Origin of the sequence: Pseudorhodobacter aquimaris, assembly GCF_001202025.1 — a bacterium.
Taxonomy (GTDB): domain Bacteria; phylum Pseudomonadota; class Alphaproteobacteria; order Rhodobacterales; family Rhodobacteraceae; genus Pseudorhodobacter; species Pseudorhodobacter aquimaris.
On sequence record NZ_LGHS01000069.1, the window covers coordinates 126,903 to 144,969 of the forward strand.

Here is an 18,067-nt window from a genome sequence, read left to right on the forward strand (position 1 = left end):
TCGATGGCAATCTAGCGCAGTCGCCCTAGCTGTTCAATCGACCTACCCTGCTTTGCAAAGGGCACGCCTGGCATGATCTACGTAAAAAAACAGCTTTGTGTATTGAGCTGCGACTGGCAAAGGCTGCGACGCTATGTCATATCAAACCCACAAAATATTGACCCGAGGAAGCCAGATGATCAAACGTCTCATTATTGCTGTTGTTTTGCTGACATTGATTGTTGGCGGGATCGTCGGGTTCAATCAGTTTCGCGACAAGATGATCGCCGAGTATTTTGCAACCATGACGCCCCCCCCGGTTGCTGTATCAACCGTCAAGGTTGAACCGATCGTCTGGCAGTCGGGGATTGACGCCGTGGGTACGGCGATTGCATCCCAAGGTGTGGATCTGGCGGTTGAGGCCTCTGGTCTGGTGCGCAGCATCAGCTTTGATGCCAATGACAAGGTGTCCGAAGGGCAGACCTTGCTTCAGCTTGACGAGCGGATCGAGCGTGCGGATCTGGGCGCGGCGATGGCCTCGCTTGATCTTGCCGTCACCCAGTTGAACCGCAACAAGACCTTGCAGGAACGCGGGATCAGCACCACCAATACCGTCGATACCGCCGAGGTTCAGGAGAAGAGCGCGCGCGCACAGGTTGCCAAGCTGACGGCCATTTTGGACCAAAAGGAAATGGTTGCCCCCTTTGGCGGTGTGATCGGAATTGCCCGGGTTGAGGCGGGGGAATATGTGACCCCCGGCATGATCTATGCCACCTTGCAAAACCTTGACCGGATGCAGGCGGAATTTACCGTTCCCGAACAACAGATCGGTGCGGTGGCGATTGGCATGGATGTCACCGCACGGACCGAGGCCGGAGACATGCAATTCACCGGCAAGATCATCGCGATTGAGCCGCGCGTCGATCCGGTCTCGCGGCTGGTCACCCTGCGGGCCTTGATCGACGATACCGATGGCAAGCTTTTCCCCGGCCAGTTTGTGCGCATCCGTGTCGTCTTGCCGTCCGAAGACGGGGTTCTGGCGCTGCCGCAAACGGCTGTGACCTCTAACCTTTATGGCGATTCCGTTTTTGTTGTGCGTGAGGGTGAGACACCGACCGTGGAACAGGTGTTTGTCAAGGTTGGCCGCCGCTCGGGCGGGATGGTCGAGATTGTGGATGGTATCGAGGCCGGGGATGAGGTGGTCGATGCCGGTCAGAACCGTTTGACGGGCGGGGCCGCTGTTGCGGTCGATAACAGCGTCTCGCCTGCGGCGGCAGTGGAATAGGGGCGATAGCATGAATTTCTCTGAAGTCTTCATTCGCCGCCCGGTTCTGTCCTCGGTGCTTGCGGCATTTATCATTTTGTTGGGCCTGCAGTCGGTTTTAAACCTGCCCGTCCGGCAATATCCCGAGGTTGAAGAAACCGTCGTGACCGTGACAACGGTTTATCCCGGTGCCGCGCCGGACCTTATTCAGGGGTTTGTGACCGCCCCGATCGCCGCCGCCGTCGCCACAACCGAAAATATCGACTATGTCACCAGCCAGTCGCGGCCCTCGGCCTCGGTGGTGTCGGTGCAGATGCAGCTGGGCGCAAATTCCGAGGCGGCGCTGACCGAAGTGCTCTCCAAGGTGCAGCAGGTCCGGGGCCAGTTGCCCGGCGATGCCGAAGATCCGATCATCACCAAGGGTACGGGGCAGACCTTTGCGCTGATGTATCTGGCCGCGCAAAACCCGAATATGACGCCCGAGCAGTTGACCGAATATCTGGAACGCGTGGTCCGTCCGCGCGTCTCTACCATCGAAGGTGTGGCCGAGATGCAGATCATCGGGGCATCCAACTATGCGATGCGGGTCTGGATTGATCCGCTGCGTCTGGCCGCGCGCAAGGTCACCGCAGGTGAGGTTCTGGCCGCGATCCGTGCCTCGAACTTCTTGTCGGCGCCGGGCAGCACCGAAAACGAATATGTCACCTATTCGATCAGCCTCGAATCCACCCTGCAAACTGCCGAGGCCTTTGGCGCATTGCCCCTGATCACGACCGATACCGGCGTTGTGCGTCTGCGCGATGTCGCCACGGTTGAGCTGGCCTCTGAGGACCAGGAAGAGATCGTCACCTTTGACGGCGAGGGCGGCACCTTTATCGGCATCACCGCCACGCCTGCCGCCAACCCGCTGACCACGGCCGAGGCGGTATTGGCGGAATTGCCCAGCCTGAACGACAGCCTGCCCGAGGGCATGACCTTGAAACTGGTTTACGATTCGACCGAGACCATCAGCAGCTCTATCTTCGAGGTGTTCAAGACCATCGCCGAGGCGGTGGCGATTGTGATTGTGGTGATCCTGTTGTTCCTTGGGTCGTTCCGCTCGGTGCTGATGCCGGTTGCGACCATTCCGCTGTCGTTGATCGGGGTTTGTACGATCCTGTTGGCGTTGGGATATTCGATCAACCTGCTGACATTGCTGGCGATGGTTCTGGCGATCGGTCTGGTGGTGGATGACGCGATTGTGGTGGTGGAAAACATTCACCGCCATATCGAAGAGGGCATGCAGCCCGCTCCTGCCGCGATCAAGGGGATGAAGGAAATTGCCGGTCCCGTTGTCGCGATGACCCTGACCTTGGCGGCGGTTCTGGCGCCTTTGGCCTTTACCGGCGGGTTGACTGGCAGCCTCTTTACCGAATTTGCCATGACCTTGGCCGGTGCGGTTATCATTTCGGGGCTGGTTGCCTTGACGATCACACCCGCAATGGCCGCGCGTTTGCTGAGCCATGGCAATGTCGGTCGGTTCCAGAAGATCGTGGACCGGACCTCTGATCGGGTCTCGAACTGGTATGAGCGGCGGGTGTCTTCCTCGTTGGATTACCGTCCCGTTACCTTGTTGATGGTTGCCGCTTTGTTGGGTGTCACGGGCTTTATGTTCATGAACACCACCAGCGAGCTTGCCCCCGAAGAGGATCAGGGCGCGCTGTTCGCCTTCCTCAACGGGCCGCGCTATGCCACGACCGATTACACCTCACTTTATATCGAGGAGGTGACCAAAGCTACTGCCGAGGTCGAAGAGGTCGATGTCGGATTTTCCATTGCGGGTTTTGGCGGGGCAAAAAATAGCGGGATATATATCTGGTCGTTGAAAGACTGGGCTGATCGCAGTCGCAGCCAGCAAGAGGTGCAGGGCGATATTCAGGCCAGTCTTGCGGGAAACACCGGGGTGGAGGGCTTTGTCTTTGCGCCGCCGACCTTGCCGGGGGCGGGGGGTGGCTTGCCGGTGTCCTTGGTGATCCAGTCGATCTATGCGCCCGAACGGGTGGTCGAAGTGGCTGAGGAGATCCGGCAAAAGGCGATGGCCTCGGGGCGGTTTATCGTTGTGCAAAACTCGCTCAGCTTTGATGCGCCGCAGGTGACGGTGACGATTGACCGCGAACGGGCCGCCAGCCTGAATGTGCCGATCTCCGATATCGGGTCGACTCTGGCGCTGTTGGTCGGTGGCAATGCGGTTGCGCAGTTCGATCTGGAAAGCAACAGCTATGACATCATCACCCAGGTGCCGCAGGAATGGCGCAACAACCCCGAACGTCTGGGCCAGTTCTTTGTGCGCGCATCCGGCGGGGCCTTGGTGCCTTTGTCCTCGGTTGTCTCGGTGAATACGGGGGCGAGTGCAGCCTCGATCGAGCAGTTCAACCAGTTGAACGCCGCCACGCTGACGGCGCTGCCTTCGATCGGGACGTCGACGGGGGACGGCTTGGCACAGCTGGAACAGATCGCCCGCGAGGTTTTGCCTGACGGGTTCTTTATCGACTATTCCGGCCAATCGCGGCTGGAGGTGGAGCAGGGTAACACCATTATCTTTGCCTTTGCCGCCGCTTTGGTCGTGATTTATCTGGTGCTTGCCGCGCAGTTCGAAAGCTTCCGTGACCCCTTTATCATCCTGATGTCGGTGCCGCTGTCAATCTTTGGCGCGATCTTGCCGCTGAACCTTGGGTTGGGGACGCTGAACATCTATTCGCAGGTGGGGCTGATTACCCTGATCGGCCTGATCACCAAGCACGGTATCTTGATGGTGGAGTTCGCCAATCAGCAGCGTGAGGAACATAACCTGACCCGGCGTGAGGCGATTGTGGCGGCGGCCAAAACCCGTCTGCGGCCGATCCTGATGACTACCGCCGCCATGGCGCTGGCCGTGGTGCCGTTGATCCTAGCTGAAGGGGCGGGGGCTGCGGCGCGTCAAGCGATGGGCTTGGTGATCTTTACCGGTCTGTTGATCGGCACCATCTTTACGCTCTTTGTGGTGCCGATGTTCTACACCTATATCTCACGCTCTGATGCGCAATTCTTGACGGCGCAGGGCGATAAGAAACGGATGTTTGACGGGGCCAAGGGCGAGGCCTGAACGCTTAGCGCGCCCCCCAGGTATCGGTAAGCCGGTACCCCTCGGGCCAAGGGTCTGAGGGGTCCAGCATGTGCTGATGCGTGCCGGTGATCCAGCCACGGCCTGAAATCTCGGGGATGACGGCGGGTCTGTTGCCCACCGTGGTTTCCCCCACGATCCGCCCGACAAAGGTAGAGCCGATGACCGAGACGATGGTCAGCCGGTCGTCCAGACCCATTTCCCCCTTGGCATGGAGTACCGCCATCCGCGCCGAAAGCGCCGTGCCGGTGGGCGAACGGTCCACCTTGCCCGGCTGGATCGCCACGGCTGACCCTGCACGCAGTTCGTTGCCCTCACGGGTGACGGGCCCGGCAAAGAGGCAAAAGGAGAAATGCGTCCAGTCGGGGTTGTCGGGGTGGTGAAACCGAAGCTGCGCATTGGCGGCATTGGTGATTTTCACGCCCATCTTGGCGATGAAATGCGCCTCGTCAGCCACCAGATCAAGGCCAAGGGCGGCCGCGTCCACGATCACAAAACTATCGCCACCATAGGCGGTGTCGACGGTTAGGGTGCCGATGCCCTCTACCTCCAACGTCAGGCCCAGATCGGCGGCAAAGCTGGGCAGGTTTTGCACGAAGATCCGTTCCGCCTTGCCATCCTTGCATTCGGCGCGGACATGGACCAACCCGCCGGGCGCCTCCAGCACCATACGGGTTTCAGGCTCTTGCATCGGGATCAGCCCGCCGTCCAGCAACACCGTCGACACACAGATAGAGTTGGAACCCGACATCGGCGGCGTATCCTCTGGCTCCATGATGATAAAGGCGGCATCGGCGCGGGGGTCCTTGGGCGGCACCAGCAGGTTCACATGGCGAAACACCCCGCCGCGTGGTTCATTCAGCACGAAGTTGCGCAGGGTTTCATCCTTGGCGATCCAGCGCGATTGCTCCCAGAGCGTATCGCCGGGCGGTGGCAGGACACCGCCGACGATGACATCGCCAACTTCTCCCTCGGCATGGGCGGAAATGACGTGAACGGTTTTGCTGGATCGCATGTTATGCCTCTTGTAGCCAAGCGGGGGGATGTGCTGGGGCCTGTCCGGTTTGTGCGGCGGTGGCGCAATCGGCCAATGACCCGAAACGCACCGCGCGGCCCGAAAGCCCCGGCCCGTAATGGGCGTATTTGCCGGAGTTGGTCATCAGGGTTGTGGCCGTTGGTGGGAACACCGGCTCGGTGATGGAACACCAGCAGATATCGGCAACCAGCTGTACATCGGCGACTTTTAACGCCTCCAACGTGCCATCAGCCTTGATCGCGGCCAGCACCTCACGGCCCAAGGTGACGATCACCGCCGTATCGGGGTGGCGGGGTTTGCCCTTGAGCAATGCGGCCAGCTTGCGGGTCTCATCCAGCGAGAAATGCGGGCTGCCAAAGGCGATCAGGTCCATATGCTTGGGCGTGGTGTCGGGGTTCAACTGTGCCCAGATCCGCGCGAGGTCTTGGATATCGGCGGTCTCGGATTTGGCATCGGGGGCAATCAGATGCGCCTCGGGGGTGTGGCCCGCAACATGCAGCATCGGCGCGGCAGATGTCGTGCCAAAAGCCGCGCACATCGCCTTGAGGTCATCCGGCGAGGGGGACAGATGTTCCAGCCCTGCAAGTAAAGGAATGCGGTCAGGCGCGCGTTGCCCCGCCAGATAGCCAAGCATCGGCCAAAGCGCATCATCGGCACCGTTGGGGGCTGTGACATGGATCACCAGCCGCGCTTGCCGGTTTTCAGGTAGGTAAACCCCCGACAAGGGCGCACGGCCCGTCATTGCGATGAACAGGTCAAGATAGTCAGGGTGTTTGACCGTGCGCGCGCCCAAGACGCTATTGGCATAGACCACGGCGTTGGACTCCGACCAGCCGATGGCCTCGCCCTCTTTGGGCGCGGTATCCAGCAAATAAGGCGCGCAGGTAAAGGTCGGGCGCGCCCCCATGGCCACATAGGCATCGGCCAGACGGGCGGCGCGCAGCCCGAAATCGGGGGCGACGCCTTGGGTGCGCCAGTTGCCGTGATCCACCGAAATCGCGTTGATCGAGGTCGGGATGCAGGTTTTCGCCCCCATCTCGGCCATCGTCTCGGCAAAGCGCAGGTTGGCCGCATTGGCCAGAATGCAACCGTCGATGTGGCCTTGGGTAACATCGATCAGCGTCTGCGCGCCCTGCAAACTGGCCATGGCACAGATCACCTTCATCGCGATGCGGCGGGCAGGGCCGTCCTCGCCGTTCAGCATCGCGTGGTCTTCTGGCGTCAGGTCAAGTGCTGTGACGGGCAGGGGCGTTAAGGGCAGGGTCACGCCATCCGCGATCAGCCTATCCTCTGTCAGTTCGGCATTTCGGGCGGCGGCAACCGTGTCATAGGCCGCAGGTTCCAGCCGGATAACCGGCACGGGTCGGTCAAACATCTTGCCCGCGATCATCGCGCCAAGGGTCACGACATCCTCGGCCTCGCGAAAGACAAAGGCGGCGGGTGCGATCCCGTTCAGTGCAAGGTCAAGCATCACCCCGCTGCCGCTGCAGGACCCGCGCGTGGTCGGCATCACCAAGATCTTGCCCGTCAGGCATTGCCCATGCAGCGGATGATGCGCGTCGATCACTATGCCGGTCAGCGGATCAACCCCGCCCCAAAAGCTGATCCCCTCGGCCGAGGCGAGAACCTTGCCCCGGGCGCGGCCTGCGATGATGGCTTGCCCGCTCATTTGACAACAAAGCCGTGGGCAAAGGGGTCGCGCTCATCAATGAAGATGGTGTTGAAGCCCGTCACCCGCGCCCATCCGGCGATAGAGGGGATGATCGCGGGTTTTCCGGCCACGGTGGTGGCGGCCTCTACCCGGCCTTTGAACAGCGATCCGATGATGGATTCATGCACAAATTCATCGCCCACCGCCAGCTTGCCCTTGGCCACCAGCTGCGCCATGCGGGACGAGGTGCCGGTGCCACAGGGGGAACGGTCAATCGCCTTATCGCCGTAAAGCACGGCATTGCGCCCATGCGCGGCGGGGTCCTGCGCTGCACCCGTCCAAAGGATATGTGACAAACCGCAGATCGCGGGATGCTCGGGGTGGATAAATTCGTATTTTGCGTTCAACGCATCGCGCAGCTTGCGGCCCAGATGCACCAGTTCCCCCGCCGCATAATCCGCCATATCGGCAAAGTTTTTCTGCGGGTCCACGATGGCATAGAAATTACCACCGTAAGAGACATCGACGACCACCTCGCCCATGCCCTCTACCTCGGCGGTCAGCCCTTCGGAATGGAGGAATCCGGGCACGTTGGTCAGGCGCACTTCCTCGACAAAGCGACCCTCTTGGCGGTAGGTTACATCCACGCGGCCCGCAGGGGTATCAAGGCGCAAAACGCCGAGGGTTGCGGGGCGGATCAGTCCGTTTTCCAGCGCAATCGTCACCGTGCCGATGGTGCCATGGCCGCACATCGGCAAACAGCCCGAGGTTTCAATAAACAGCACCGCAACATCGCAATCGCTGCGCGTGGGTGGGAACAGGATCGCGCCGGACATCTGGTCATGGCCGCGGGGTTCAAACATCAATCCCGTGCGGATCCAGTCAAATTCGGTCAAGAAATGCGCGCGCTTTTCAAGCATGGTCGCGCCTTCCAGCATCGGCGCGCCGCCGGTGACAAGACGCACGGGATTGCCGCAGGTATGGCCGTCAATGCAGGGAAAAGTATAGCTCGTCATGTGTTGGCTTTCAGAAACGCGCGGGCGCGAAGGGGGTGATGTCAATGTCAGGAGTTTTGCCGGTCAAAAGATCGGCGATGATTTGGGCAGTGCCGGTCGATTGGGTCAGGCCCAGATGCCCATGCCCGAAGGCACAGATCGTGTTGGGTTGACCGGGCAGGGGGCCAAGCGCGGGCAGGCTGTCGGGCAGTGAGGGGCGAAACCCCATCCACTGCACGCCGCCTGAAGTCTCAAGGCCCGGCATGAACTGTTTGGCCTTGGTCAGCATCGCATCGGCACGTTTGAAATTCGGCGGCAGCTTCAGCCCGCCCAGCTCTACTGCGCCCCCGACGCGGATGCCCGATGTGATTTTGGAGATGACAAACCCGTGCCCGCCAAAGGTCACCTGACAGCGCAGATCGACCGCATTTGCAGGCAGGGTGGTGTTATAGCCGCGCTCGGTCTCCAGCGGGATCTTGACGCCTGCGGTGCGTGCCAGATGGTGCGAGAACGCGCCCGCGGCCAAGACCACGCGGCCCTTCATCGCACCAAGCGTCGTATCCACCCCGTCATCCAGAAGATGCGTGGCCTCGGCGATAACCACCTCGCCGCCACCCGCAGAAAACCGTTCGGCCAAGGCTTCGGTGTAATCCTTTGGGTCCGCGATGGAATACCATTCGGGGGTAAAGGTGGCATGGGTGAACCGCGCATCCAGCCCCGGCTGACGTTCAGAAATCGCATCACCCGTCAGATGCTCGAACGGGATGCCCACCTTGGCGCGGGCGGCCCAACTTGGCAGGTTGGCGTCAAATTCGGCCTGCCCTTCATAGACCTGCAATTGCCCGTCTTGTCGCAGCATCGAGGACAGGCCATGCGTTGCCAGAAACGGCTGCAATGAGGCCTTGGACAGGGCCATCAGCCCGGTTTGCGCGATGGTTGAGGCACGCACCTGCGCGGGCCAGCTTGCCCGCCAGAAGCGCAACATCCAGGGCGTGATCTGTGCGGCATAGCGCGGCGGCACCGACAGCGGCCCCAGCGGATCAAGCAGCCATTTCGGCGCCTGCCGGATCACGCGGGGCGAGGCAAGCGGGAAAATATCGGTAAAGGCAAAAGCCCCGGCATTGCCCGCCGAGGCGCCGGCACAGACGCCCTCACGGTCAATGACGCGCACCGACAACCCGCGTGCCTGCGCGGCCAAGGCGACCGAAAGGCCAACAACACCCGCGCCGACAACGACGACATCTACCGCTTTCATTCTATGTGCCCTTACGACCGGATGTTTGACAGGAACTTCTGCGTCTCGGGGTGTTGAGGCGCGTTAAAAAACTCTTTGGATGGGGCGATCTCGGCCATGATTCCTTTGTGGAAAAAGGCCACCCGATCGGATACATCGCGCGCGAAGGTCATCTCATGGGTTACGCAGATCATGGTCATACCGTCATCGGCCAGCAGTTTGAGCGTATCCAGCACCTCACCCACCAACTGCGGATCAAGCGCGGAAGTCACCTCATCAAACAGTACATATTCGGGCGACATCGCCAGTGCGCGGGCAATCGCCATTCGCTGTTGCTGCCCGCCCGAAAGCCTGCCGGGATAAACGGCAAGCTTATCGCCCAGACCGACATGGGCCAGTTGCTTTTCCGCGATGGCTTCAGCCTCGGGTTTGGACATGCCAAGCACCTTGCGCGGGGCGAGGGTCACGTTTTCCAGCACTGTCAGATGCGGAAAGGCGTTGAACTGCTGGAACACAATGCCGATCTTGCGGCGCAGCTTGTTGAGGTCGGTGGTTTTGGCGTGAACCTCTACCCCGTCGACAAGGATGGAGCCGGAGTTGATCGGCTCCAACCCGTTGATACATGTCAGCAGGGTCGATTTACCCGAACCGGACCCGCCGATCACCGAAACAACCTCTCCTTTTTCAACGGTCAGATTGATGCCTTTTAACACTTCGAGCGTGCCAAAGGATTTATAGACGTCTTTAATTTCAATCATTCTCGCGCCACCGTTTTTCAAGTTGGCTGCCAAAGCGGGCAATGGGAAAGCTTAGCAGGAAATAAATCAGACCTACGACAAGCAGGATGAACATCGGCTCTTGCAGGCGGGTCACAAGGATCTGGCCCGACCGAAGCAGCTCGATCAGCCCCAGCCACAGCACCAGCGCGCTGTCTTTGAGCACGCCCAAGGTCAGCCCGATCCAGCTTGGCAAGGCCACGCGCAGGGCCATCGGGAACACGACATAGGTCATATCCTGCCCCCAGCTCAGGCCCAATGACCGTGCCGCGCGGCGTGTCACCATCGGCACCGCATCAATCGCGCCGCGTACAATTTCGGTGCAATAGGCCGAGGTATAAAGTGCCAGAATAATGCAGGACGTCGCAAAGGGCGGCAGGTTCAGCCCTGCAATCGCCTGAAACGCGTTGGCCAGCACCAGTTGGATCAACAGCGGAACCGAGCGAAAGACGTCCAGCACAAAGGTCAGCGGCAGGGCGGCCCAAGGGCTGATCTGTGCGCGGATCACGCCGAACAAAAGGCCCATCACGGTGCCACCCGTCACAGCGAAAAAGGTCACCGCAATCGTCATCCCCGCGCCTTTGGCCAGGAACATCAGATCGCTGAGGGTCATAGAGGTTTCAAACATAGCGCTCTCCCTTCAATAGCGGAACATGCGCCGCGCAAGCAGCCTTGCACCCAGCGTCACCGCCTTGGCGATCAGGTAATAAATCACCGCCGCGAGGGCAAAAATTTCAAATGTGCGGAAGCTGCGGACGTTGATATCCTGCGTCACGCCGGCAAGGTCGGTGTTCATCCCCACGGTCACACCCAGCGAGGTCATGAGGATCGCCCAGACCATCTGGTTTGTCGTGGGCAAAAAGGCGATGCGAAACATCTGCGGCATGATCACCAGCCGAAAGGCCTGCGTTTGTGGCATTCCCAAGGACCGTGCCGCACGCAGCTGCGTTCCGGGAATGGCACGCAAGGCCCCGCGAAAAGTTTCCGCCAGATAGCCGGCGTTGTTAAACGTAATCCCGGCCAAAAGGGCGATATAAGGGCTTAGGTGAATACCAAAAGACCCAAGGCCGAAATGTGCCATATAGATCTGGAAGAGGGCGGGCGTGTTGCGCGCCACCTCGACCCAGACTGTTGCGGGCGCATAGATCCAGCGTGATTTGGAGTTGCGGGCAACCGCAAGGATCACCGCAAAGGCCACACCCATTGCCATCGACAAAAGTGCGATTTCCAAGGTGACCAGCGCGCCATCCAGCAAAAGCGGTATCTTTTGCCATGCCTGGCGCCATTGAAAGGTGTAAGTGAACATCTCGGCCCTTCATATGGTGGGGTCCGCAGGAGGAAAGGGGAACGTGCCCCCTTTCCTTTGTTTCGGTAACGCTTAGCGGTAAGCTTTGTTGACCGTAAGATCGGGTGCCTCACCGCCGACCCATTTGTCGAACAGCTCTTGATAGCGGCCGGTGCGCACCTGCTGGTTGATGAACAGATCGAGATAGTTCAGCAGACCGTATTCCTGACGCAGCGCGATAAGGGCAACATAATCGGGCAGGTAGGGCGCATCACCCTTGATGACCAAACCGTCATATTTTCCCGATTGCACAATCGAAGAGGCCACGGTGGAGGTAACCACGGTGCCGTCAATCTGGCCCTGCGACAACGCAAGGAACACATCGGCTTGTGACTGGTAAGGACGGAAATCGCCGTCGCCCCATGCCTTGATGTTATCCTCCAGCTGGATCCCTTCATAGGTGCCACCAACCGAGCCTACGGTCTTGCCTTTAAGGTCGTCAAAGCCTTCGACACCGGCGTCTTCGCGGGTCAGGACCACATTGGTAAATGCGAAATAGGGGATGGTGAACCCGGCTGTCTTTGCCCGCTCCAACGTGTCCGAAGTGGAGGCTACGCCAACGTCAACCCGGCCCGAGACCAGCGCCGGAATGCGGTCGGGGAAAGGCGTTTCAACGATTTCCGCCTCAACGCCAAGGGCGGCCGCAAGGTCGTTGCAGTAATCGACGTCAAACCCGATCGGGTTGTTATCGGCATCGCGCGATCCCATCGGCGGGAAGTCCAGCACAACGGCGCAACGCAGCGTACCCGAGGCCATGATGTCATCCAGCTTGTCCGCTTGTGCGGTACCGGCAAGGCAGGTCGCGGCCAGCAGTCCGCCCAAAAGTGCAGTCTTTTTCATTGGTATCTCCCTTTGGTTTTTTGTTTTTTTGATTCGTTCCTACACTGACTATGTTGAGGGTCCGGCCTTGGTGCAAGAAGAAATAATTGAAATATACAAAAAGTATATTTGGCGGCGCCCCACCAATGGAAACGCCCGCCGAAGCGGGCGCACCCAGTAATCAGGTTAGCCCCTCGGGGGCAGATGTCAAACCTCGGGCAGCAATTCCTTTGGCATATTCTGATAGGCGACCGGGCGCAGGAATCGGCGGATCGCCAAGGTGCCGACGCTGGTCGCGCCAAAGTTGGTGCTGGCTGGATATGGGCCGCCATGAACTTGCGAATCGACCACCTCGACCCCTGTTGGGAAGCCGTTGACCAATACGCGGCCTGCTTTGCGCTCCAATACAGGGCGCAGGCTGCGGGCGGCATCCATATCGCCTGCATCCATGTGCAGGGTGGCGGTCAGCTGCCCCGCAAAGCCTTTGGCAAGAGAAACCATTTCAGTGACGGAACCGACGCGGATCACCAGACCAAGTGGGCCAAAGACCTCTTCGGCAAGGTCGTGATTGGCGGTAAAGGCCGCGCCAGTGGTTTCAAACAGGTTCGGCCGCGCCTCGCGCCCTTCGGATTTAGAGGCAAGCACCGTGCTCACGCCCTCTGCCTTGGCAAAGCGCGCCTCGCCCTGATGATAGGCCGATGCGATGCCGGGGGTCAGCATGACCTGCGGGGCAGAGGCCTCAAGCGCTGCTTTGGCGCTGGCGACAAAGCGGTCCGCGTCCGGCCCGTCAATGACAATAGCGATGCCGGGGTTGGTGCAAAACTGTCCCGCGCCCATGGTCAGCGATCCGGCCCAGCCGGTGCCAAGCGCCTCGGCGCGCGCGCCAATCGCTTCGGGCAGCAGGAACATTGGATTGACGGATCCCAGCTCTCCAAAGAAGGGGATCGGCTCTGGACGTGCGGCGCAAAGGTCGAAGAGGGCGCGCCCGCCGGCCAGACTGCCAGTAAAGCCGACGGCCTTGATCAGCGGATGCTGCACAAGGCTAGTGCCAACATCCCGCTTGCCGCCTTGGATCAGAGAGAACACACCTTTGGGCATTCCGGTTTTTTCAATCGCGGCCTTGATGGCCTCGGCGACGATCTCGGCGGTGCCGGGGTGGGCGGAGTGGCCTTTGACAACGACAGGGCAACCGGCGGCGAGGGCGGCGGCCGTATCCCCGCCCGCAGTTGAAAATGCCAGCGGAAAGTTTGACGCGCCAAAGACCGCAACCGGCCCGATGGGCTGCTGCATCATCACCATCTCGGGGCGGGGGGCAGGCTGGCGGTCGGGCTGTGCGGCGTCATGGCGACGGTCGAGGTAATCACCCTTGAGGATGTGATCGGCAAACAGGCGCAGCTGGCCCACGGTGCGGCCACGCTCCCCCTGAAGGCGCGCTTCGGGAAGGCCGGTTTCGGCGCAACCAACCTCGGTGATCGCCTCACCGCGGGCGTCGATCTCATCCGCGATGGCGTTGAGAAAGGCGGCGCGGTCCTTGCGGCTGGAATAGCCATAGCTCCAGAAGGCATCCTCGGCGGCCTCGGCGGCGCGGTTCACCAAGGCGACCGTGCCAACAGAATAGCTGTGCGCCGGTCCGGTGGCGGGCTCGGATTGGAAGGTCTGGTCGCCTGCAACCCATTCGCCTGCGATCAAATGTTTGCCATGGGGAGTAAATGTCATCTTGTGGCCCTTCTTGGTTTCTGTGGCCCGTGTCCGGGCTAAAGTGAAACTATGTTGGTCGGGGTGGCTGATGCCTTGCCCCGTCCTGCAGTTCATGCATACAATATGTATACAGATTAGCAACTGATATCCACCCAAGGTCTAACGGATGTGCCAAGCCCGTACAACCGACGACCTGATCGCAAAAGAGGAGCGCCGGATGGCTGCCGATATTACGCTGACCCCTGACGAGCTTGTAAGCAAGGTTGAGTCTATTTTTCGTGCTGTGGGGTTTTCTGCACAGCAGGCCCGGCCCATAGCCGAAGTCATTGTCGCCGGAGAGCGGGACGCCTGCAAGTCCCACGGGATTTACCGGATCGAGGGCTGCTTGCGGACGTTGAAGCATGGCAAGGTTGTCCCCGATGCCGTGCCGGCGCTGACGCGAGACGAGACTGCGATTGTGCGCGTCGATGCCAAGGGCGGCTTTGCCAATGCCGCGTTCGAGATGGGCGCGCCAGTGCTGGCTGAACGCGCCAAGGCCCTTGGGCTTGCGGCGCTGGTCATCAATGATTGCACGCATTTTTCCGCGCTTTGGCCAGAGGTAGAGGCCCTGACCGCGCAGGGACTTGCGGCGATCGCGATGTGCCCCAGCTATGCCACGGTGGCCCCGACGGGCGGCACAACCGCGCTGATGGGGACGAACCCGCTGGCCTTTGGCTGGCCGCGGGAGGGCCGTGCGCCCTATGTGTTCGATTTTGCCACAAGCGTTGCCGCGCGAGGTGAGCTGGAGCTGCACCGCATCGCCGGAAAACCCCTGCCCGAGGGTTGGGCCGTCGATGCCGAGGGTGCGCCGACCATCGATCCGACTGCGGCGCTTGCAGGGGCGATGCTGCCCTTTGGCGGGCACAAAGGTTCGGCCATCTCTATGATGATCGAACTGCTCGCTGGCGTGATGATCGGCGATATGACCAGCCCCGAGGCGCTGGAATTCCTTGGCACCACGACCATTGCCCCGCGTCATGGCGAGTTGATCATCGCCTTTTGCCCCGACCGTTTCGCCGCGGCCAAAGGGGGGGTGAACATGGACCAAGCCGAGGCACTGTTTGATGCGGTGCTGGGGCAGGGGGCAAGGCTGCCATCCACGCGCCGCTTTACAGCGCGGACGGCGTCAATGGCCAACGGCATTACGCTGAACGCGGATGAACAGTCCATGCTGGAACGTTTGCAGACGGGTGGCTTGGACGCCGTCAGCTAATATAAAAGGCCCGCCTAACCAGGGAGCCATTCCGAGCTACAGGATACGGGCGGTGATTTTCCTCACCGTCCGTTGCATGTTTCGATCAGCGACGCGAGCATGGCCCAGTTTTTTGCACCCGAGTCGTGACCCGCGAAGAGCGCATTCTTTCTTTGCAACGCGATTGGCGGATTGTGCGCTCGACGGCATTGCTGTCCATTTCGACACGCCCTCGGACAGGAACCGGATCAGCCCGTTCCAGTATTTGGCAATGTATTTGAGGGCTTCGTGCATATTTCCATGCGATCGCCTCGCGGTTTCGTCCAATGTCGCCGCGCAAGTTTAATAGTTTTGCGCGGCTTAGACATTGAGACCAAACCTGAATGCGAAATTATAAGCGGCACAGTTTGGATATGAGATGAGCCAGCCCCAGCCCGCTCTCCATCAAAAGGGCTGTAGGGATGGGGCTGGCGGCGTTAAGTGCTTGCGCACCCTGTAACGACGAAGCAGGCCAAGCGAATTGTCGACTTTGAACCGAGGCACGACGGGCGGGAAGTCGACCTTCGCTATCGTTTGAAAGTAACTTGGTTTGCACATTGCATTCCGTGTTTCCTCGAAGAAGTTGGCACAGGAGAACCCTGCCGTCATTCTAGGTCCGTGGGTTACCTTCAAACTCGATTCCGTCGCTCCCGCAGTCGGGGGCGCCGCCGCAGTCCAGATTTGTATCACCCGATACTCGGGGGTATATTTGGGCAAGCGTAAGGTTCGGGAGACCCTGCATTCCGTTCGGTCCTTAGGCCCGTTTCGTCAAGAGCTTGTTCACTTATAATGTTGGCCAAAGCGGCCAGACGCAAAATTCATAATGACACAAGATGATGCCGCGCACGGGAAGTTTTAACTTTGGGTGAGTATGCGCCTCAAAAGCTAAGTTTTCGATGGAATTTAGATTTAAAAACAAAAACCTGTCAGATTTTCAGTTGACAGGTTTCAGAAGTCTATGCCCTGCTGTACTCAATGGCCCGCCTAACCAGCGGGCCTTTTCAAATTCATGCCTTAGGCAACTGCACCCGGCAATTTTGACCAATCGGCATACCATGTGCGGAACAGCTCCAACTGGGCCTTGGCAAAACCTTTCTGGCTTTCTGACAGCTCATCCGTCTCAATGAAGTGCAGATTGTATTCGGCATCGCCATTCAGCACCAAAAGGTACTTGAAATACAAAACCAGATCCACACCAACGTCGAATTTCGACAAAACGGCCAGCGCGGATTCCAGCTCCTGGGCACGCTGACGGGCAATGGCGCTGCCCTTGGCGGCCGCTTTGGACAGGCGCACAAGGTTCAAGACCTCGGCGGGCAAGACGTTACCGATGCCCGTGATCGCGCCGGTGGCGCCGGCATTCACAAAACCATGCACAACGCAGGTATCAACACCAACCATAAGGGTCACATCATCGTCACGGCTGCTGATGAATTCAGCGGCATAAGACATTGCATCCGTCCCGCCGAACTCTTTGAACCCGATCAGGTTCGCATGATCGGCGCGCAACTCAAAGAACAGATCGGCACGGGTCTCAAAGCCATAGTGGGGGCTGTTGTAGATCACGGCTGGCAGATCGGGGGCGGCATTCAGGATCGCCTTGAAGTGCGCTTTTTGTGCCGGGATGGAAGAGCCGCGCGACAACACCCGCGGGATCACCATCAAACCATGGGCGCCAACCTTTTGCGCATGCGCCGCATGGGCCACGGCAGAGGCAGAGTTTACCGCACCGGTGCCCACGATCACGCGCAGACCGGCCTTGACCAAACGGTCCACGCCCTCCATGCGCTGGGCATCGGTCAATAGCGGCCAGTCACCCATCGAGCCACAATAGACCACTGCGGACATGCCTGCCGCGACCAACTCTTTGCCCTTGGAGACGAGCGCGTCGAAATCCGGGCTGCGGTCAGGTTTGCATGGTGTCATCAACGCCGGAATGGTGCCGGAAAAGATATTGGTTGTCATCAATCGCTCCTTGAAACTGCGGCTTGGGTGCCGGTGTCCGGCACGGGGGTGAACGTGTTCCATCTCTCTATAACAAACTGCATACTATTTGTCGACACAAATTACACAGCCAAAAGTCACCGCAGGACTTGATAGCGCAGGGCAACTCCCCTATCCAAATTTTGCAACAAAGGAAATGGCATGAGCATCCCTGTACCCCCCGCCAAACCAGACCGCAAACGTGGCTCGGGCGTCAAACATGTATATGATGTCTTGCGCGACGAGATTATCGATCTGGCGTTGGAGCCGGGCAGCCCGATTGACGAGATTCAGTTGTCCGAACGGTTCGCAATGTCCCGCACCCCGATCCGTGAGGCCTTGGTGCGCCTTGCGGGCGAAGGTTTGGTGACGACATTGCCCAACCGCTCTACGGTTGTGTCCAACATCAATTTTCTGACTCTGCATACGTTCTTTGATGCGCTGACATTGATGTACCGCGTGACGACCCGGCTGGCGGCGCAATATCATACCGAGGAAGACCTGGTTTCCATCCGCGCGCATCAGGCGCTTTTTGCGCAAGCGGTGCAGAATCAGGATGCACTTGCCATGATCGCAACCAACCGCGATTTTCATGCGGCTATCGCGGCGGCGGCGCAAAACACCTATTATGAGGGCTTGTTCTTGCGGCTGCTGGATGAGGGGCGGCGGATCTTGCGGCTGTACTACCAATCCTATCATGACCAGTTGCCACAGGAATATGTGACCGAGCATGAAGATATCATCGCCGCAATCGCGGCCCGTGATATTGAAAAATCAGACAGTTTGGCATTGATCCATGCCAATCAGATCGTTTCGCAAATCCAGCGCCTTATCGCAAGCGACCGACGTCAGAACATCACGCTATAGAAGGTGTGCGG

General features: G+C 59.7%; 14 protein-coding genes and 1 pseudogene. 4 read left to right on the forward strand and 11 right to left on the reverse strand.

All coding sequences use genetic code 11. From position 1 onward, the window contains the following. Positions 1-175 precede the first annotated feature (175 nt). Together AKU94_RS14230 and AKU94_RS14235 are read left to right on the forward strand one after the other, a co-directional pair. Entirely contained in the window at positions 176-1,264 is a 1,089-nt protein-coding gene (locus AKU94_RS14230) for an efflux RND transporter periplasmic adaptor subunit (RefSeq protein ID WP_050527963.1), read from the forward strand. A gap of 10 nt (positions 1,265-1,274) precedes the next feature. Continuing rightward, entirely contained in the window at positions 1,275-4,364 is a 3,090-nt protein-coding gene (locus tag AKU94_RS14235; protein WP_050527922.1) for an efflux RND transporter permease subunit, read from the forward strand. 4 nt (positions 4,365-4,368) lie between these two features. On the opposite strand, the gene AKU94_RS14240 is transcribed toward AKU94_RS14235, so the two are convergent. The 9 genes from AKU94_RS14240 to AKU94_RS14280 form a co-directional block, all read right to left on the reverse strand. Beyond that, positions 4,369-5,397 (reverse strand): trans-3-hydroxy-L-proline dehydratase, encoded by a 1,029-nt coding sequence (locus tag AKU94_RS14240; protein ID WP_050527923.1) that lies wholly within the window; start codon positions 5,395-5,397, stop codon positions 4,369-4,371. Between the two features lies 1 nt (position 5,398). Further along, entirely contained in the window at positions 5,399-7,087 is a 1,689-nt protein-coding gene (gene lhpI / locus AKU94_RS14245) for a cis-3-hydroxy-L-proline dehydratase (protein ID WP_050527924.1), read from the reverse strand. Then, positions 7,084-8,085 (reverse strand): 4-hydroxyproline epimerase, encoded by a 1,002-nt coding sequence (locus AKU94_RS14250; RefSeq protein ID WP_050527925.1) that lies wholly within the window; start codon positions 8,083-8,085, stop codon positions 7,084-7,086. The genes lhpI and AKU94_RS14250 overlap by 4 nt, the downstream gene beginning before the upstream one ends. Positions 8,086-8,095: 10 nt before the next feature. After that, positions 8,096-9,319 carry an NAD(P)/FAD-dependent oxidoreductase gene (locus AKU94_RS14255; RefSeq protein WP_050527926.1) on the reverse strand — a complete coding sequence of 408 codons (1,224 nt, stop codon included), beginning with the start codon at positions 9,317-9,319 and terminating at the stop codon, positions 8,096-8,098. An 11-nt stretch (positions 9,320-9,330) separates the two neighbouring features. Then, positions 9,331-10,056 (reverse strand): amino acid ABC transporter ATP-binding protein, encoded by a 726-nt coding sequence (locus tag AKU94_RS14260; RefSeq protein ID WP_050527927.1) that lies wholly within the window; start codon positions 10,054-10,056, stop codon positions 9,331-9,333. Next, positions 10,049-10,702 carry an amino acid ABC transporter permease gene (locus AKU94_RS14265; RefSeq protein ID WP_050527928.1) on the reverse strand — a complete coding sequence of 218 codons (654 nt, stop codon included), beginning with the start codon at positions 10,700-10,702 and terminating at the stop codon, positions 10,049-10,051. Before AKU94_RS14265 ends, AKU94_RS14260 begins: the two co-directional genes overlap by 8 nt. A gap of 12 nt (positions 10,703-10,714) precedes the next feature. After that, positions 10,715-11,380, reverse strand: coding sequence for an amino acid ABC transporter permease (locus AKU94_RS14270; RefSeq protein WP_050527929.1), 666 nt, complete (start codon positions 11,378-11,380; stop codon positions 10,715-10,717). Positions 11,381-11,452: 72 nt separating this feature from the next. After that, complete coding sequence (locus AKU94_RS14275; RefSeq protein ID WP_050527930.1) at positions 11,453-12,259, reverse strand: ABC transporter substrate-binding protein; 807 nt, start codon at positions 12,257-12,259, stop codon at positions 11,453-11,455. A gap of 186 nt (positions 12,260-12,445) precedes the next feature. Continuing rightward, on the reverse strand, positions 12,446-13,954 hold the full coding sequence (locus AKU94_RS14280; RefSeq protein WP_050527931.1) for an aldehyde dehydrogenase (NADP(+)): 1,509 nt from the start codon (positions 13,952-13,954) through the stop codon (positions 12,446-12,448). A 199-nt stretch (positions 13,955-14,153) separates the two neighbouring features. On the opposite strand from AKU94_RS14280, the gene AKU94_RS14285 reads away from it, so the two are divergent. Then, on the forward strand, positions 14,154-15,188 hold the full coding sequence (locus tag AKU94_RS14285; protein WP_050527964.1) for an Ldh family oxidoreductase: 1,035 nt from the start codon (positions 14,154-14,156) through the stop codon (positions 15,186-15,188). Between the two features lie 74 nt (positions 15,189-15,262). Here the strand turns inward: AKU94_RS14285 and AKU94_RS14290 are convergent. Together AKU94_RS14290 and AKU94_RS14295 are read right to left on the reverse strand one after the other, a co-directional pair. Next, a pseudogene (locus tag AKU94_RS14290) lies at positions 15,263-15,455 on the reverse strand (IS66 family transposase); the annotation flags it as partial. Between the two features lie 765 nt (positions 15,456-16,220). Beyond that, positions 16,221-17,171, reverse strand: coding sequence for a dihydrodipicolinate synthase family protein (locus AKU94_RS14295; RefSeq protein ID WP_050527933.1), 951 nt, complete (start codon positions 17,169-17,171; stop codon positions 16,221-16,223). A gap of 180 nt (positions 17,172-17,351) precedes the next feature. On the opposite strand from AKU94_RS14295, the gene AKU94_RS14300 reads away from it, so the two are divergent. Next, complete coding sequence (locus AKU94_RS14300) at positions 17,352-18,056, forward strand: GntR family transcriptional regulator (RefSeq protein ID WP_050527934.1); 705 nt, start codon at positions 17,352-17,354, stop codon at positions 18,054-18,056. Positions 18,057-18,067 lie beyond the last annotated feature (11 nt).

What these genes read in the sequence shown, in the direction of transcription:
- AKU94_RS14295 (WP_050527933.1), bottom strand. Translation starts at nt 17,171, where the DNA reads ATGACAACCAATATCTTTTCCGGCACCATTCCGGCGTTGATGACACCA.
- AKU94_RS14230 (WP_050527963.1), top strand. Translation starts at nt 176, where the DNA reads ATGATCAAACGTCTCATTATTGCTGTTGTTTTGCTGACATTGATTGTT.
- AKU94_RS14240 (WP_050527923.1), bottom strand. Translation starts at nt 5,397, where the DNA reads ATGCGATCCAGCAAAACCGTTCACGTCATTTCCGCCCATGCCGAGGGA.
- AKU94_RS14265 (WP_050527928.1), bottom strand. Translation starts at nt 10,702, where the DNA reads ATGTTTGAAACCTCTATGACCCTCAGCGATCTGATGTTCCTGGCCAAA.
- AKU94_RS14300 (WP_050527934.1), top strand. Translation starts at nt 17,352, where the DNA reads ATGAGCATCCCTGTACCCCCCGCCAAACCAGACCGCAAACGTGGCTCG.
- AKU94_RS14235 (WP_050527922.1), top strand. Translation starts at nt 1,275, where the DNA reads ATGAATTTCTCTGAAGTCTTCATTCGCCGCCCGGTTCTGTCCTCGGTG.
- AKU94_RS14285 (WP_050527964.1), top strand. Translation starts at nt 14,154, where the DNA reads ATGGCTGCCGATATTACGCTGACCCCTGACGAGCTTGTAAGCAAGGTT.
- AKU94_RS14275 (WP_050527930.1), bottom strand. Translation starts at nt 12,259, where the DNA reads ATGAAAAAGACTGCACTTTTGGGCGGACTGCTGGCCGCGACCTGCCTT.
- AKU94_RS14260 (WP_050527927.1), bottom strand. Translation starts at nt 10,056, where the DNA reads ATGATTGAAATTAAAGACGTCTATAAATCCTTTGGCACGCTCGAAGTG.
- AKU94_RS14255 (WP_050527926.1), bottom strand. Translation starts at nt 9,319, where the DNA reads ATGAAAGCGGTAGATGTCGTCGTTGTCGGCGCGGGTGTTGTTGGCCTT.
- lhpI (WP_050527924.1), bottom strand. Translation starts at nt 7,087, where the DNA reads ATGAGCGGGCAAGCCATCATCGCAGGCCGCGCCCGGGGCAAGGTTCTC.
- AKU94_RS14280 (WP_050527931.1), bottom strand. Translation starts at nt 13,954, where the DNA reads ATGACATTTACTCCCCATGGCAAACATTTGATCGCAGGCGAATGGGTT.
- AKU94_RS14250 (WP_050527925.1), bottom strand. Translation starts at nt 8,085, where the DNA reads ATGACGAGCTATACTTTTCCCTGCATTGACGGCCATACCTGCGGCAAT.
- AKU94_RS14270 (WP_050527929.1), bottom strand. Translation starts at nt 11,380, where the DNA reads ATGTTCACTTACACCTTTCAATGGCGCCAGGCATGGCAAAAGATACCG.